At 65.3% G+C, this 15,306-nt stretch carries 14 protein-coding genes; 8 read left to right on the top strand and 6 right to left on the bottom strand.

The genetic code is table 11. From position 1 onward, the window contains the following. Nucleotides 1-133 precede the first annotated feature (133 nt). From ACVINW_RS22575 to ACVINW_RS22565, 3 genes are all read right to left on the bottom strand, one after another. Nucleotides 134-751 carry a hypothetical protein gene (locus ACVINW_RS22575; protein ID WP_057014961.1) on the bottom strand — a complete coding sequence of 206 codons (618 nt, stop codon included), beginning with the start codon at nucleotides 749-751 and terminating at the stop codon, nucleotides 134-136. Nucleotides 752-985: 234 nt separating this feature from the next. Next, nucleotides 986-1,675, bottom strand: a complete 690-nt coding sequence (locus ACVINW_RS22570; protein WP_456753320.1) for a class I SAM-dependent methyltransferase — start codon at nucleotides 1,673-1,675, stop codon at nucleotides 986-988. Between the two features lie 33 nt (nucleotides 1,676-1,708). Continuing rightward, nucleotides 1,709-2,764: a glycosyltransferase family 4 protein gene (locus ACVINW_RS22565; RefSeq protein WP_456753319.1), complete on the bottom strand. Its 1,056-nt coding sequence runs from the start codon at nucleotides 2,762-2,764 to the stop codon at nucleotides 1,709-1,711. Between the two features lie 138 nt (nucleotides 2,765-2,902). On the opposite strand from ACVINW_RS22565, the gene ACVINW_RS22560 reads away from it, so the two are divergent. The 6 genes from ACVINW_RS22560 (at nucleotide 2,903) to ACVINW_RS22535 (ending at nucleotide 11,036) form a co-directional block, all read left to right on the top strand. Continuing rightward, nucleotides 2,903-4,285, top strand: coding sequence for a TAXI family TRAP transporter solute-binding subunit (locus ACVINW_RS22560; RefSeq protein WP_456753318.1), 1,383 nt, complete (start codon nucleotides 2,903-2,905; stop codon nucleotides 4,283-4,285). 114 nt (nucleotides 4,286-4,399) lie between these two features. After that, nucleotides 4,400-5,182: a sulfite exporter TauE/SafE family protein gene (locus ACVINW_RS22555; RefSeq protein ID WP_456756474.1), complete on the top strand. Its 783-nt coding sequence runs from the start codon at nucleotides 4,400-4,402 to the stop codon at nucleotides 5,180-5,182. A gap of 186 nt (nucleotides 5,183-5,368) precedes the next feature. Next, on the top strand, nucleotides 5,369-6,058 hold the full coding sequence (locus ACVINW_RS22550; RefSeq protein ID WP_456753317.1) for a L,D-transpeptidase: 690 nt from the start codon (nucleotides 5,369-5,371) through the stop codon (nucleotides 6,056-6,058). Between the two features lie 210 nt (nucleotides 6,059-6,268). Continuing rightward, entirely contained in the window at nucleotides 6,269-7,837 is a 1,569-nt protein-coding gene (locus tag ACVINW_RS22545) for a DUF4403 family protein (protein ID WP_456753316.1), read from the top strand. Nucleotides 7,838-7,996: 159 nt separating this feature from the next. Beyond that, a complete protein-coding gene (locus ACVINW_RS22540; RefSeq protein WP_456753315.1) occupies nucleotides 7,997-9,211 on the top strand; it encodes an ABC transporter substrate-binding protein in 1,215 nt (404 codons plus the stop codon). Nucleotides 9,212-9,638: 427 nt separating this feature from the next. Next, nucleotides 9,639-11,036 carry a glycerophosphodiester phosphodiesterase family protein gene (locus ACVINW_RS22535; RefSeq protein WP_456753314.1) on the top strand — a complete coding sequence of 466 codons (1,398 nt, stop codon included), beginning with the start codon at nucleotides 9,639-9,641 and terminating at the stop codon, nucleotides 11,034-11,036. Between the two features lie 67 nt (nucleotides 11,037-11,103). Here ACVINW_RS22535 and ACVINW_RS22530 read toward each other — a convergent pair whose 3' ends face one another. Both ACVINW_RS22530 and ACVINW_RS22525 read right to left on the bottom strand, forming a co-directional pair. Further along, a complete protein-coding gene (locus ACVINW_RS22530; protein WP_456753313.1) occupies nucleotides 11,104-11,622 on the bottom strand; it encodes a PRC-barrel domain-containing protein in 519 nt (172 codons plus the stop codon). A gap of 352 nt (nucleotides 11,623-11,974) precedes the next feature. Further along, nucleotides 11,975-12,352: a PRC-barrel domain-containing protein gene (locus ACVINW_RS22525; protein ID WP_021079972.1), complete on the bottom strand. Its 378-nt coding sequence runs from the start codon at nucleotides 12,350-12,352 to the stop codon at nucleotides 11,975-11,977. Between the two features lie 346 nt (nucleotides 12,353-12,698). Here ACVINW_RS22525 and ACVINW_RS22520 point away from each other — a divergent pair, with 346 nt between their 5' ends. After that, a complete protein-coding gene (locus ACVINW_RS22520) occupies nucleotides 12,699-13,436 on the top strand; it encodes a response regulator (protein ID WP_409902747.1) in 738 nt (245 codons plus the stop codon). A gap of 2 nt (nucleotides 13,437-13,438) precedes the next feature. Then, nucleotides 13,439-14,797, top strand: coding sequence for an ATP-binding protein (locus tag ACVINW_RS22515; protein WP_456753312.1), 1,359 nt, complete (start codon nucleotides 13,439-13,441; stop codon nucleotides 14,795-14,797). 20 nt (nucleotides 14,798-14,817) lie between these two features. On the opposite strand, the gene ACVINW_RS22510 is transcribed toward ACVINW_RS22515, so the two are convergent. Beyond that, nucleotides 14,818-15,027 carry a hypothetical protein gene (locus ACVINW_RS22510; protein WP_456756473.1) on the bottom strand — a complete coding sequence of 70 codons (210 nt, stop codon included), beginning with the start codon at nucleotides 15,025-15,027 and terminating at the stop codon, nucleotides 14,818-14,820. Between the last annotated feature and the right edge of the window lie 279 nt (nucleotides 15,028-15,306).

The following is a 15,306-nucleotide window of genomic DNA, read 5'->3' as shown; positions in this document are numbered from 1 at the left end:
CACTGCGCATCGGGGAATCTCGAGATCCCGCGTTCGATGCTGCGCATCGCCCCGGAATGACGATGCTCTTAAGACCGAGATGCCCGGGACAAGCCCGGGCATGACGCAAGTTTGCTGACGCTGGGAGCAACGATCAGGCGTGCTTGACGTGCTTCTCGAGACCCGGATCGATCAGCTCGCCCTTCATCAGGAACAGCGGCGCCTTGTGATAGAGCTTCAGGTCGTTGAACGGGTCGGTGACGATCTTGGTCATCCAGACGAGGCCGGTCTCGACGTCGCGGATGAAGAACAGATGGATGGTGCGGAACAACAGGCCGCCGATGCCGACCACGAGCCAGATCTTGGCGACCTGACGGGTGAAGTCGCCCATCGTGACCCAGGGCTTGAACAGGCCGAACAGGGTCGGATCGAAGTACAGCACCATCGGCGATAGCGCCCAGATCGCCATCAGCACGACCTTGCGCTGCAGATTGTAGCCGACCTTGATGTCTTCCTTGTGCTCGTGGGTCGCCTGGTTGACGTGGTCATAGCCTTTCGGCTCGAAGAAGAAGTGACCGGCCTGGCGCGAGGTCATCGAGACCAGCCAGCCGACCAGCGCCGACACGACCGGATCGAAGAACAGCATCACATAGGCGAACAGGAAGCTCAGCGCGCTGACGAAGTGCAGGCTCTGGTTGATCCGGCTGTGATGGTAGAAGCGATGGTCATCCCAACGCTGGGTACGCAGCTCTTGCAGGAAGTTCTTGATCATTGGTTCCCCCAACATCTTTCGGGACAGGATTTACAGGGATTCGATGTATCGCGTGTGACATCATCATAATGACATATGACAATGCGGAGCGACGCCTTGACGCAACCGGAGCAGGGTTTCGCCTCATCCCGGCGAAATTTGCGGGATAAGGCGGAGAGGATCGTAGCCTCCCGGTTTTGCGGCGCACTGTGCGACCTCATCCGGGAGGACCGGCGGGCCGGGCCCGCCTGCCGCTCAGGCGGCCTTGGCGACGTCCGCCTTGCGGAAGCGGACCAGCGAGAAATGGCCGAGCGGCGGGATCAGGCGGCGCTCCGCGAGCTCCATGCCGCGCGCGCCGGCCAGCCACTTGGTGTAGCGCGACCAGGCGAATTCGGCGGTCCGGAACCCGAGCGGGCGCACCACCGGCTGCAGCTTCTGCTCGATGAAGCGGCGGACGCCGGCATCGGCGCTGACGCGGGTCAGGATGATCAATTCGCCGCCCGGACGAACCACGCGGGCGAATTCGTCGAGCGCGGCTTCCGGGTTCGGCACCGCCGACAGCACGTACTGCGCCATCACCACGTCGAACGAATTCTCGGGGAATTCGAGCTTCTCGGCGTCCATCACCGCGAGGCCCTCGACATTCTTCAGGCCCTGCCCGGCAACCCGCTTCCGGGCCTTCTCGAGCATGGCTTCCGAGATGTCGGTGCCGAAGATGCGCACGTTCGGGCTATAGAGCGGCAGCGAGATGCCGGTGCCGACGCCGACCTCGAGCACGCGGCCGCCGATCTTGTTGGTGGCCTGGATCGCAGCCTGCCGGCCCTTGCTGAACACGCCGCCGAACACGAGGTCGTAGATCGGCGCCCAGCGGTCGTAGGCCTGCTCGACCGTCTCGCGGTCGAAGTCCATGGAACGGTCGGCGCCCAGCTTGATGATTTCAGCCATAGAGAGTCTCTCGTCTTTCGTTCGATTGAGCTGTTAATTCGGAACCGCACTGCGGCCGGCGACGCGGCGTGCGGGCCGCGGCGCGCGGCTCGGCTGCAACGTGGCCAGATTGCCGATGAACTGACGCGCACTGTTTTCCCAGGAACGCTCCAACGCGAAATTGCGGCAGTCGGCGCGCGACATGTTCAGCGCGCGCAGGCAGGCGGCGCGCAGATCGTTGTCGATCGCGCCGATCGGATGGTTGGCAATCACGTCTTTCGGGCCGGTGACCGGGAACGCCGCCACCGGCGTGCCGCAGGCCAGCGCCTCGAGCTGCACGACGCCGAAGGTGTCGGTCAGGCTGGGAAACACGAAGACGTCGGCAGCGGCGAGGTGCGAGGTCAGGTCCTGGCCCTTCTTCTCGCCGAGGAAAATCGCGTCGGGATGTTTCTGTTGCAGGGCCGCCCGTTGCGGCCCGTCGCCGACCACGACCTTGGAGCCCGGCAGGTCGAGCGACAGGAAGGCGTCGAGATTCTTCTCCACCGCGACGCGGCCCATCGTCATGAAGATCGGCCGCGGCAGGTCGAGCAGCGCCGGCTGGTCGGGATTGAAGATCCTGGTGTCGACGCCGCGGGTCCAGAAGCCGAGCCGGCGGAAGCCGCGCTCGGCAAGCTCTGAGCGCAGCGAGTCGGTCGCGACCATCGTCATCGAGCCGGCGGCATGGAAGTGCCGCAGCACCGCGTAGCCGACGCTGTCCGGAATGCCGGTGCGCACGGAAACATATTCCGGAAAGCGCGTTGTGTAGGATGTGGTGAAGGCGAGCTTGTTGCGCCGGCAATAGCCGCGCACCGACCAGCCGATCGGTCCTTCGGTGGCGATGTGGATCGCCTCGGGCGCGGCCTCCTCGATCCGGCGCGCGATCTCGCGGCGGTTCGGCAGCGCCATTCGCAGGCCGGGATATGTCGGCACGCCGACCGAGCGGAAGCCGTCGGGAGTGAGGAATTCGATCTCGGCGCCGAGCGTCTCGGCGCTGCGCGCAAGCGACGTCAGCGTCCGGACCACGCCGTTGACTTGCGGATGCCAGGCATCGGTCGCAACGAGTATGCGCATTGCAGGAGATCCAAATCGTTAATCTTGATTCTGCTCGCACGACGTTCTGACATGGATGTTTCAAACGTATGACGTCATCGAAATGTTAGGTTGTTTTTCCCGGTGGGCCGCCGGTTTTTCGTGTAAGATGACAATCAGATGTCAGAGCAGAGTGAAAATCCCGGTACGGTGCGCCGCAGGCTCAGACGGCGAAACTCGTCGCTCCTGATCCTCGCGACCGGGATGCTCGTGTTCGCGATCGCCGCCGGCACGCTGTACTACGCGCTGCGTCCGGTGACGCTGTCGATCGCGGTCGGCCCGACCGGCAGTGAGGACGTCAAGCTGGTCCAGGGCTTCGCCCAGGCGTTTGCGCATGGCGGCAGCTCGGTGCGGCTGAAGCCGGTGACCACGCAGGGCGCGGCCGAAAGCATCGCGCTGTTCACTGCGAACAAGGTCGACCTCGCGGTGGTGCGCGGCGATCTCGATCTGCCGGCGAGCGCCGAGTCGGTTGCGATCCTGCGCAAGAATGTCGTCGTGCTGTGGGCGCCCGCGGGGGCGAAGGGCAAGCGGCGGTCCGCGAAGATCAAGACCATCGACGATCTCGCCGGCCACAAGGTCGGCGTGGTCGGCAGCACCCAGGCCAACGTCACGCTGCTGCGCGTGATCCTGAGCGAGTCCGGCGTCAATCCCGACAAGGTCACGATCAGCCAGTTCGCCGTCAACAAGGTCGCCGACCTCGCACGCGATCCGTCGCTCGACGCCTACATGACCGTCGGCCCGCTCGACAGCAAGGTGACGGCGGAAGCGATCGCGGCGACGGCGGCCGCGCGCGGCGAACCGGTGTTCCTCCCGATCGACGTCTCGGAAGCGATCGCGCAGAAGCATCCGCGCTATGAGTCCGAGGAGATCGCCGGCAGCATCTTCTCGTCGTCGCCGGCACGGCCCGAGGACAAGGTCGAGACCGTCGGCGTCAATCACCTCATCATCGCGCAGCACGCGCTGGAGGAATCGACCGTCGGCGCGCTCGACCGGCAATTGTTCACGCAGCGGCTCCAGGTCGCGCGCGACCTGCCGGCGGCCGCCAAGATCGAGAAGCCGGACACCGACAAGGACGCAGCACTTCCGGCGCATCAGGGCGCCGCGGCCTATATCGACGGCACCGAGCGTACCTTCCTGGAGAAATACTCCGATTACATCTGGGGCGGCATCCTGCTGATCTCCGGCCTCGGTTCGGCCGGCGCCTGGCTGCGACACTACATGAAGCGCAACGAACGCGAGCACTACATCGTCCATCGCGACAATCTGCTGAAACTGATCTCGCGGGTGCGCGGCGCCGAGACAGTGGAGGAGCTCGCGGCGATGCAGGGCGACGCGGACGCGCTGCTGCGCGAGGCGCTCGATTGCTACGACGACGGCGCGATCGAGGAAGGCGACCTCTCGGTGATCGGGCTGACGCTCGAGCAATTCCACCACGCCGTCTCCGATCGCCGCGCGGTGATCAACAGCGAGAAGCCGGGCCTGCCGCGGATGCGCGCCGGCTAGGCGCGCGCACGCCGATTGCACCGAGAGCAATGTGTACCGAGAGCAATGTTTGGATTGCGCCTGGATGCGCGCGTGGCCATGTATGAGTACGACCACAACGCCGCGCGCGACACCATGATCACGTCCATCACCGCCGACCTGCCCGCGCCCTTCGTGCTCGCGATCGCGCTGGCCGGCGTCTTCCTGATCGCCTTCATGAAGGGCGCATTCGGCGGCGGCTTTGCCATCGTCGGCATCCCGCTGCTGTCGCTGGCGATGGATCCGATCGCGGCGGGCGCGCTGCTGGCGCCGCTGTTCGTCGTCATGGACATCACCGCGCTGCGGTTCTGGCGGCCCAACACCTGGTCGCGCGTCGACCTCGCGATGCTGCTGCCGGCGCTCGTGATCGGCATCGGCCTCGGCTATTTCGTGCTGCGCGACCTCGACCGGCACGCGGTCGAGATCGTGATGGGCGCGGTGACGCTGGTGTTCGCCGCGCTGTGGTTCATCGGCGGCGGCGAGATCAAGCCGCGTCCGCGCTCGACGATCAAGGCGACGTTCGCCGGCCTCTCCTCCGGCGTCACCACGATGGTGGCGCATTCGGGCGGGCCGCCGCTTGCGATCTATCTATTGCCGCTCGGCATGTCGAAGGCGCTCTATGCCGGCACCACCAGCCTGTTCTTCACGGTCGGCAACTTGCTTAAGGCAGGTCCCTGGCTCGTGCTCGGCACTCCGTCACGCAGCCTGTGGCTGCTGATGGCGCTCTGCGTGCCGGCGGTGCCGGTCGGCGTCTGGGCCGGATGGCGGCTGCACGAACGCCTCGACCAGCGCGCGCTGTACCGGACCTGCTACGCCATTCTGGTGATCACCGCGGCCAAGCTGCTGTGGGACGGGCTAGCCGGATACGTCCACCCCTGAGCGGTCGCGCCGCGTGCCGGCAACCCGCTTTTAACCCTGCGACGAAACACGGACGAAACAAAACCCTAACGGCACGAAACCATTTTGGCGATTTGGTGCAAACGTCCTGAAACGCCTCCCCTGTACTGCTTTGATCCAACGACGCGCCGGAACTGGCGCGCAGGGCGCAAACAACAGGGGTCGACAATGTTCAATTCCGTCAAGCTGAACGCACGTCTCGCTGCCGCCGCCTTCGGTGCGCTGGCGATTGGATCAGTCGCTTTCGCGAACTCCGCCGCGGCTGCGCCGCTGCCGATGTTTCCCTTCATCCTGACGCCGCCGACCGAGGCCGTGCAGCCGCCGGTGCAGTCGATGCCGCAGGCGCAGGAAGAAGACCGCTCCGTCGAACTGCCCGCCCGGCTGCGTCGCCAGGTCGTCGCCTATCCGACGCGCGAGGCGCCCGGCACCATCATCATCGACACCCCGCACACTTATCTCTATCTCGTGCTCGGAGGCGGCCAGGCGATGCGCTACGGCATCGGCGTCGGCCGCGACGGCTTCACCTGGTCGGGCACCCAGACCATCACCAAGAAGGCGGAGTGGCCGGATTGGACCCCGCCGCCGGAAATGATCGCCCGCCAGCCCTATTTGCCGCGCCACATGGCCGGCGGCCCCGGCAACCCGCTCGGCGCCCGCGCCATGTATCTCGGCGGCACCGTGTACCGCATCCACGGCACCAACGCGCCGGAGACGATCGGCACCCACGTCTCCTCCGGCTGCCTGCGGCTCACCAATGAGGACGTCAGCGACCTCTATTCGCGGGTCAGCGTCGGCACCAAGGTGATCGTGCTGCCGATGACCGACCGCCGCGCCGACCTCGGTTCGGCCGTCCGCTAACAAGACCGACTTCCCCAAGCCCCCTCCAAGGGCTCAGGCAACGGCTCCGGCACCCCACCGGGGCCGTTGCCGCGTTCACAATCGTTAACGTCCAGGTGACCCGGACATTCGGGCTGCTTCCGCCCCTGAAGCAGCTTGATCCCGCCACACTGGCGCCCTCGTCGGCGGGCCTGTACAACCCGTCAAAATTGATTTTCATCCGGGGGAATGATGCGTCTACCGATGCATCCGAGAACGATCGCACTCGGCATCACCGTCGTGCTGATCTCGTTCGCAATCAGTCTCAAGGCCATGGACTGGCTCGCGCCGAGCGCCACCCTGCAGAAGCCGCAGCTCGCCGAGCTGCCGCCGCTGCCGCAGGCGCCGCGGTCCTCGACGATCGTGGCGCAGGTCTCGGTCGCGCTGTCGGCGATCCGCGACGCCGCCGAGCGCGGCGCGCCGAAGACGTTCGGCGGCAAGGCCGACAATCCGGTGCAACAGATCCTGCAAAATGCCGACATCGGCTGGACCGCGTCGCGCGGGCCGATCGCGGCCACCGGCGCGCAGGACGTGCTGACGCTGACGACCCCGATCAACGGCACGCTCAAGGTCACCGGCTCGCTGTCGGCGAAGGCGACGGGCGCCGTCAGTAACGCACTCGGCAGCCTGCTCGGCGGCAACGTCGCCAAGCAGATCGGCGCGGTGAACATCAAGAACATCGACGCCAATGCCGACATCAAGGGCAACGTCACCCTGACCGCACGGCCGAAGCTCGGCGCGTCCTGGCGGATCGAGCCGAACCTGCAGGCGCAGGTCAATCTCGGCGACACCAGCCTGTCGGCCGCCGGCGTCCGCATCAACGTGCCGGCCCAGGTCAAGCCGGTGATCGACAAGGCGGTGGCCGACCAGATCTCCGCGGTCGAGGCACGATTGCGCAACGACCCGGTGTTCCAGAACAACGCCCGCGCGCAATGGGCCAAGGCCTGCCGCTCGCTCCCGCTGCAAGGCACCGGCGGCACCGCATCGATGCCGCCGATGTGGCTCGAGCTGCGGCCGATCCGCGCGATCGCGGCGCAGCCCAAGGTCGATGCGTCCTCGATGATCCTGACGATGGGGATCGAGGCCGAGACGCGGATCACCGAAACACAGACCACGCCCAACTGCCCGTTCCCCGACAAGCTCTCGATCGTGCCGCCGATGTCGAGCCAGATCGCGATCGGCCTGCCGGTCGACATGTCCTTCACCACGCTGACGCAGCTGGTCGAGGCGCAGCTGAAGGGCAAGACCTTCCCCGAGGACGGTTCCGGCCCGGTCGACGTCACCGTCAAGAGCGCGAGCATCGCGGCCTCCGGCGACCGGCTTTTGATCTCGCTTCTGGTGCATGCCAAGGAGAAGAAGAGCTTCTTCGGGCTCGGCGCCGAGGCGACCGTGCATATCTGGGGCCGGCCCCGGCTCGACCAGGCGGCGCAGACGCTGCGGCTCGCCGACGTCGAGCTGGCGGTGGAATCCGAGGCGGCGTTCGGCCTGCTCGGCGCCGCCGCGCGCGCGGCGGTCCCGCACATGCAGCAGGCGCTGGCCGACCGGCTGGTCGTCGACCTGAAGCCGTTCGCGGCCAACGCCCAGCGCAAGATCGCCGCCGCCATCGCCGACCTGCAGAAGAACGAGGAAGGCATCCGCGTCGACGCCGACGTCAACAGCATCCGCCTGGCCGACATCGCGTTCGATTCGAAGACGCTGCGGGTGATCGTGGAGACCGACGGCACCATCAAGGCCGCCGTCACCGCATTGCCGGCACTGTAGCCTTGCCCTCTCCGCGCCAGCGGGGCGAGGGCAACAGCTTTCCGCTCATCGAGTAGCGGCAGCCCATATGCCCAAAAAGTCGTCTTTGCGACAGGTTGCCGCACCGGATAGAAGGTGCCCCGTGGAAGCAACCAACGAAAAGTCAGGGAGACAAACTCGATGAAATCGCTCTTGGCCGCAGCGGCGGCCGGCTTCGCGCTCGCGGTCTCCGGCACCGCAGCCAACGCCCAGATCTCCGACGACGTCGTCAAGCTCGGCGTGCTCACCGACATGTCGAGCCTCTATGCCGACGCCACCGGCAAGGGCTCGGTCGCCGCCGTCGAGATGGCGGTCGCCGATTACGGCGGCAAGGTCAAGGGCAAGCCGATCCAGGTCGTGGTGGCCGACCACCAGAACAAGCCCGACGTCGGCGTCGGCATTGCGCGCAACTGGTACGACAACGACAAGGTCGATGCGATCCTCGACGTGCCGACCTCATCGGTCGCGCTGCCGATCTCGGCGCTGACGCGCGAGAAGAACAAGATCCACATCAATTCCGGCGGCGGCTCCTCCGACATCACCGGCACCGCATGCTCGCCCAACACCGTGCACTGGACCTACGACACCTATGCGCTGTCGAACGTCGCGGGCAAGGCGATGGTCAAGCGCGGCGAGGACACCTGGTTCTTCGTCACCGCCGACTATGCCTTCGGCATGGCACTGGAGCGCGATGCCGCCAACGTCGTCAAGGAGAGCGGCGGCAAGGTGCTCGGCGACGTGCGCCATCCGCTCAACTCGTCGGACTTCTCGTCCTTCCTGCTGCAGGCGCAGGCCTCCAAGGCCAAGGTCGTGGCGCTGGCCAATGCCGGCGGCGACACCACCACCGCGCTGAAGCAGGCCGCCGAGTTCGGCCTGGCGCAGGGTGGCCAGAAGCTGATCGCGCTGCTGATGGAAATCACCGACACCCACGCACTGGGCCTGAAGGCGACGCAGGGCCTGATCGTCACCGACGCCTTCTACTGGGACATGAACGACGAGACCCGCGCCTTCTCGAAGCGCTTCAACGAGAAGGTCGGCCACATGCCGACCATGATCCAGGCCGGCCTCTATTCGGCAACCATGCATTACCTGAAGGCGATCGAAGCCATCGGCACCGACGAGGCGCCGAAGGTGATGGAGCAGATGCGCAAGACGCCGATCAACGACTTCTTCGCCAAGAACGGCCATATCCGAATCGACGGCCGCATGGTGCACGACATGTACCTGTTCGAAACCAAGAAGCCCGAGGAATCCAAGGGCGAGTGGGACCTCTACAAGCTGATCGCCACCGTGCCCGGCGACGAAGCCTTCCGCCCGCTCGACAAGGGCGGCTGCCCGCTGGTGAAGTCGAACTGACGCGCGCGCCGCTGCGCTCCCTCTCCCCGTTCTTACCGGGAGAGGGTTGGGGTGAGGGGCTGTCTCCGCGTACACGTCGATAACCGCGCTCGCGGAGGCTCCCCCTCACCCGGAATGCATCTAACGATGCATTCCGACCTCTCCCCGCACGCGGGGCGAGGTGAAGCGGTGCCCGCTGCTCGATCCGGCGCAAGGTCCTCTTCTTGTCCCAGGTGCCGCACCGTCGACGCATTCGATTGCGCACGGCGACCTCAGAAAATCGAGCTTGGAAGATCGATCGATCCACATCCTCTTTCGTTTGGATCGCGCTTCCCCTCAGTCATCCGCTTGTCAGGAGATTGAGACAAGAAGACAACAGCGTCAGCCCTGGTCGGTTCGGGCGCTCGTGGCATCAACCCGATGCCAGGCTGGAGATGGAGACTTGGCCGTGAAGCAGTTTTGTTCGCGACGAAAGATGCATGTTGGAGCGATGCTGCTCGGCGCGACGGCCCTGGCGATCCTGCTGCCGTCGATCGCGTCGGCGCAAACCGGCCCGGCACCTTCAGGCGCCAAACCGTTCCTGACCGTCGACGGCAAGCTGCCGCTGGTGATCGGGCATCGCGGTGTGCCGGGCCTGGTGCCCGAGGAGACCGAAGCCTCGTACGAGCTCGCCGCCGACCTCGGCACCGACTCGCTCGAAGAAGACCTGCATCTGACCAAGGATTGCGTGCTGGTGGCGCGCCACAATCCATGGCTCGGCGACAACACCAACGTTGCCGAAGTGGCGAAGACCAATGCGGACGTCGCCAAACGCAAACGCACGACGCCGGGCGTCCGCGTCAAGGTGAAATGGGTGCAAACCCAGACCAGCGGCCCGGCTGAATATCCCACCGACCTCCTCGATCCGGCCGATCCGAAGTCGGTGCTGAAGGCGCTGATCGTCGACAGCGATGATCACACCAACGACTGGTCGATCACCGATTTCACCATGGCCGAGCTGAGAACCTGGATCGCCGGCACCACCTATGATGCAGCCAACGAGCGGCCGAAACTGTTCAACGGCAAGTTTCCGATCATCAGCTTCCAGGACATCATCGACATCGCCAAGGCCAAGAGCAAGGCGACCGGACGTTCGATCTCGGTCTATCCGGAAACCAAGAACCCGACCTGGAACAATGCCCAGGCGATCGCCAATGGCTGCGGCGCGCCCGGCAGCCGTCCGCTCGAGGACGCCCTGATCAAGATCATCAAGGAGAACGGCCTCAATTCAAAGGACGCGCCGATCATCGTGCAGAGCTTCGAGCCCGGCAGCCTGAAATACATGCGCAGCCACGGACTGGAAACACGGCAGGTCCAGCTGATCGACGGCAACGGCGTCGACTTCAGGACGGGTAAGGTGCTGCTCAACAATATCGCCAATTCCCGCCCCTACGACTGGACGGTTGCGGGCGACAGCCGCACCTTCGATACGATGCTGACGCCGGAAGGCCTCGCCGAGATCAAGACCTATGCCGACGGCATCGGTCCGTGGAAGGCCTATATCGTGCCGTACAAGATCTCGCCCTGGACGGACGAGAGCGCCGACGGCAAGCCGACCAAGGGTTCGACGGCGGACGCCAGGACGCAGGACGCAACCAGCGTGATCGCCGACGCGCACAGGCTCGGCCTGTTCGTGCATGTCTTCACGTTCCGCAACGAGAAGAAATATCTCGCCGCCGACTACCACGGCGATCCGGCCCTTGAATATCTGAAGTTCTTCCGTCTCGGCGTCGACGGGGTGTTCACGGATTTCACCCACACCGGCGTCGCCGCCCGCGCGGCTTACCTGCGCGAGCTCGGCCGGTGAAGCCTGCGCAACAAAAGCGCGCCCGGCATCACCGGGCGCGCTTGTCTTTCACGTCATGCGCTATGCGTCAGTCGGTCGAGTACTTGAACTCGGGCATCGCCTTCAGCTCATCCTTGGTCGCGCTGAACACCGCGTGATCCGGATACCAGGGATTCGGCTTCGAGGACGATGCCGCAGGGGCCGCGCCCGTTGTGGTCGTCGACTTGTTCGTGCTGCCGGTGTTCGCAGCACCGGTATAGGCGACCGGCTCGTTGACGAACTTCACCTTGTCGATCGGCACCGCGACCAGGTGCTCGCCGACACCCAGGAAACCGCCGACGCCGATCACGACCGCCTTAATGGCACCGCCCTTGTCCATCAGGAGATCATTGATCGAGCCGACGCTCTCGTTACTGTCGTTGTAGACGCTAAGGCCGACGACCTTCGACGCGCGCCAGTCACCCTTGTAGGTGTTCGGCGAGGTGGCCGCCGTCGATGCCGGCGGTGACATCTTGTTGTCGGTCTTGTCGGCGGGCGTTTGCGCGACCGCGACGGTCGCAAGCAAAGCCGAGCCGGCAACGCCGGCGATGATTGATTTGATCAACATGGTTGCGCTCTCCTCAGTTCGCACAATCGATGCTGGGAGAACCCGTGATGTCAGCGACCGTTCCTATTGCGCCTGCGCTCAAAAGCCGCTCCGGTATGACGGAACACGGTCACGGTGCAGCATGCACCGGCAACTTTTCGATAGACGGGACGTTGCAGTGCTTGACGAAAGCGATCGCCGCATCTCAACTAGGCTGCGGTTGAGCCTCACGACTGCGCCGGACGCGCAGTCCCTGATGTGACGATGTTTGGCTCACTAAGTCGTCCCGGCGAACCGCGCGGCATGCACGCGCGCCCGAGCGGGCATCAGCGATCGACATCCGTCGATCCCGCGCGCGCCGGTCGCCGTGCGATCAGAAGCCGCCCCAATAGGGCGGCACGCCATAGAAGCGATGCAGCTCGACTTCCTGCGAGCGATCGCCCCAGTCGAAATCCTTGTCGGCGCGAAACGACGGCGCCCGCTTCAACTCGTCATCCTCGATGTCGAGTTCATAGGCCTCGAACTTCGGGTTATAGTGCAACCGGCCCCACGGCAGCGGAATCAGGTTGGTTCCGATCCCGAGGAAACCGCCGAAGCTCAGCACCGCGTATGACACCTTGCCCGAGATCTTGTCGATCATCAGCCGCTCGATGTGGCCGATCATGTCGCCATTGGCGCGGCGCACCGCGGTCCCCTCAACCCGGTCGCTTGCAATCAGCTGATGCGGCCTTGTCCTGACCTCGACAGCCATTTCACCCTCCTCAACCTGAGCCCTTATCTGAGCCCTTGCCCGAAACTTGGCCCGGACCATGGCCCGGACCTTGGCTTGAAAGAGAAATAACGCGTCGCCGGGCAAACGGGTTCCGGCCCCGATATGACAGCGAGCCTTGCCTTTTTCCGGCTGCCCTGGCCGTCACGCCTCCCGGTCCGAGCCGGTTGGAGTTCGGCCCGGATATCAACGCGTTAGCTTGATGACAGAACGCTAACTTTTCTCCCCGCCGGGGACCTGTTTAACTCGATCGGCTGGGCAAGACTTAGAAACACACTGAAACAAAATTCCTGAGCCGCTTTCCCCGAATCACGGACAAAAGATCGGTATGACCCAGGCTGCGCCCAATATCCTAGTCGTCGAGGACGATCGCGAGACGCGGTCCCTCATCGCAAAATATCTCCGCACCAATTCCTGCCACGTCACGACCGCCTCCGACGGCCGCGAGATGGCCAAGGCGATGACCGATCACCGCGTCGATCTGCTGGTGCTCGATGTCATGCTGCCCGGCGAGGACGGCCTCAGCCTGTGCCGCAAGGTGCGCGCGGAGTCGCAGACGCCGATCATCATGCTGACCGCGCGCGGTGAGGACGTCGACCGCATCCTCGGCCTCGAGATGGGCGCCGACGATTATTTGGCAAAGCCGTTCAACCCGCGCGAGCTGTTGGCGCGGATCAACGCGGTGCTGCGCCGGCAGGCCGCCGCGCGCAACGCCAGCGCGATCGAGGGCGCGACCACGCTGACTTTCCTCGGCTGGCGCATCGACATCCGCTTGCGCGAGCTGCGCAACCCCGACGGCGCGCGCGTCGCCATGACCAGCGCCGAGTTCGACCTGCTGCGGACCTTCTGCGAACGGCCCGGCCGCGTGCTGTCGCGCGACAGCCTGCTCGACCTGACGCAGGGCCGCAGCGCCGGCTCGTTCGAGCGTTCGATCGACGTGCTGGTCAGCCGTATCCGGCGCAAGATCGAGCCCGATCCGCAGGAAGCCACCATGATCAAGACGGTGCGTTCCGGCGGCTATGTGTTCACTCCGAGGGTGGAGGCGGTTGCCGCGACGAGCAACTGACCATGAAGCTGCTGCGCGTGCTGAGTCTGCGGGGGATCGGCGCCCAGATGGCGGCGCTGGTCGTCGTCTCGATCGTCGCGCTGCATCTGATCATCACCGCCACCTTCCTGATCCATCGCCCGGATCGGCCCGATGCGTCGGATCGCTGGCACACCCAACTCGCCGCCGCCGCGCAACTGCTCGGGCATGCTCCGGCATCGGAGCGGCCGCGGCTCCAGGCCGACATCGCCCGCGCATTCCCGCAGCTTGCGGTCGGCGACCTGCCGGCCGACGCCGGCGCGCTCGCCGAGACGGACGCGCCGAGCCTGCACGCGCTGCGCCGGCTCGGGGCCGGCTATCGCGTCTTCTCGCTGCCGCGCGAGGCGGGTTCTGCGCCGCATGACAGCGAGATCCGCCGCGTCGCGATCCGCCTGCCCGACGGCGCGATGTTCGCCGCCAACCTGATGCCGGATCAGCACATGCGGCCGTTCTGGGGCGGTCCGTGGATGATGACGGTGCTGTTCGCCGTCATCAGCGTCACCCTGCTCGGCCTGTGGGCGGCATGGGCGCTGACCGCGCCGCTGTCGTCGTTCGTCAAGGCGGCCGAGACCTTCAGCCTGAACGGCGCCGAAGCTCCGCTGCCCGAGCGCGGGCCAGAGGAGATCCGCTCGCTCGCCAAGGCGCTGAACCGGATGCGCGAGCGGATCACCGCATTGATCGACGACCGCACCAAGATGCTGGCCGCGATCAGCCACGATCTGCGCACGCCGATCACGCGGATGCGACTGCGCGCCGAATTCATCGAGGACGAGACCAATCGCCACCGCATGCTGCGCGACCTCGACCAGATGCGCTCGATGCTGGAATCGGTGCTGTCGTTCCTGCGCAACGACCGCAAGCTCGAGGAGATGACGCTGGTCGACATCGCGAGCACGCTGCACCTCGTCACCGACCAGTTCGTCGACATGGGACACAAGGTCAATTACGAGGGCCCGCAGCACGCGATGGCGACCGCGCGGCCCGCCGATTTGCATCGCTGCATCACCAATCTGGTGGACAATGCTGCGCGCTTCGGCGGCGAGGTGACCGTTCGCCTCGACGTCAGGCCCGACCGCCTCGTCGTCGACATCGAGGACGACGGCCCCGGCATCTCGGATGCGCACAAGTCGACCGTGATGGAGCCTTTCGTGCGCGGCGACCAGGCGCGCAACATGGACGAAGCCGAAGGCTTCGGCCTCGGCCTGTCGATCGCCAACGCCATCGTGCTCGCGCATGGCGGCACGCTGTCGCTGCACGATCGCACTCCGCACGGGCTGGTGGTCCGGATCGAATTGCCGGCGCATCAGCAACCGTTGCAGCCGCCGCAGCGAACCGCAGCCTGATCAGGCGAGGCGAGCAGCGTTCAGGCGGCGAGCGGCGTGAGTTGCGTGTGGTCGTAGATCGCGACCGCCTCGAAGCGGTAATTGCAGGCGCGACAATTCCACAGATAAGACGTGCGGCCTTCGCTGTGCTCGACCCAATCGGGGCGGGCGATCGGCTTGCCGCATTGCGCGCAGGGATTTTCGCGAGGCATATAGCCAATGTCCTGACGGACTGAATCTTGACGATTCATGGCGCATCTCCCGAATGTTGTTTCTTGCGTGCTCTGGAATGGACAGACGTGCTGACTCAACACGCGCGCTGCCTTGCCGAGAAGTGTAAACCTTCGTCGAGTCGTTTGCACGACAAACTGCTGTGGATAGCGTGCGGCATAACGCGATCGGGAAAATCGGAAGAAAAACAATTCTCGGCTGAGTCGATCGAAGCAGACAATTTGAAGCATCCGCCGCGCACGCGCGCCGTCCGCCTCGCCCACATCCGGACAATCACCGACGCAGATCGTCCGCTGATG

The sequence above is a fragment of the Bradyrhizobium sp. USDA 4461 genome (assembly GCF_054055655.1).
This window is presented reverse-complemented; position numbering and strand designations above follow the sequence as displayed.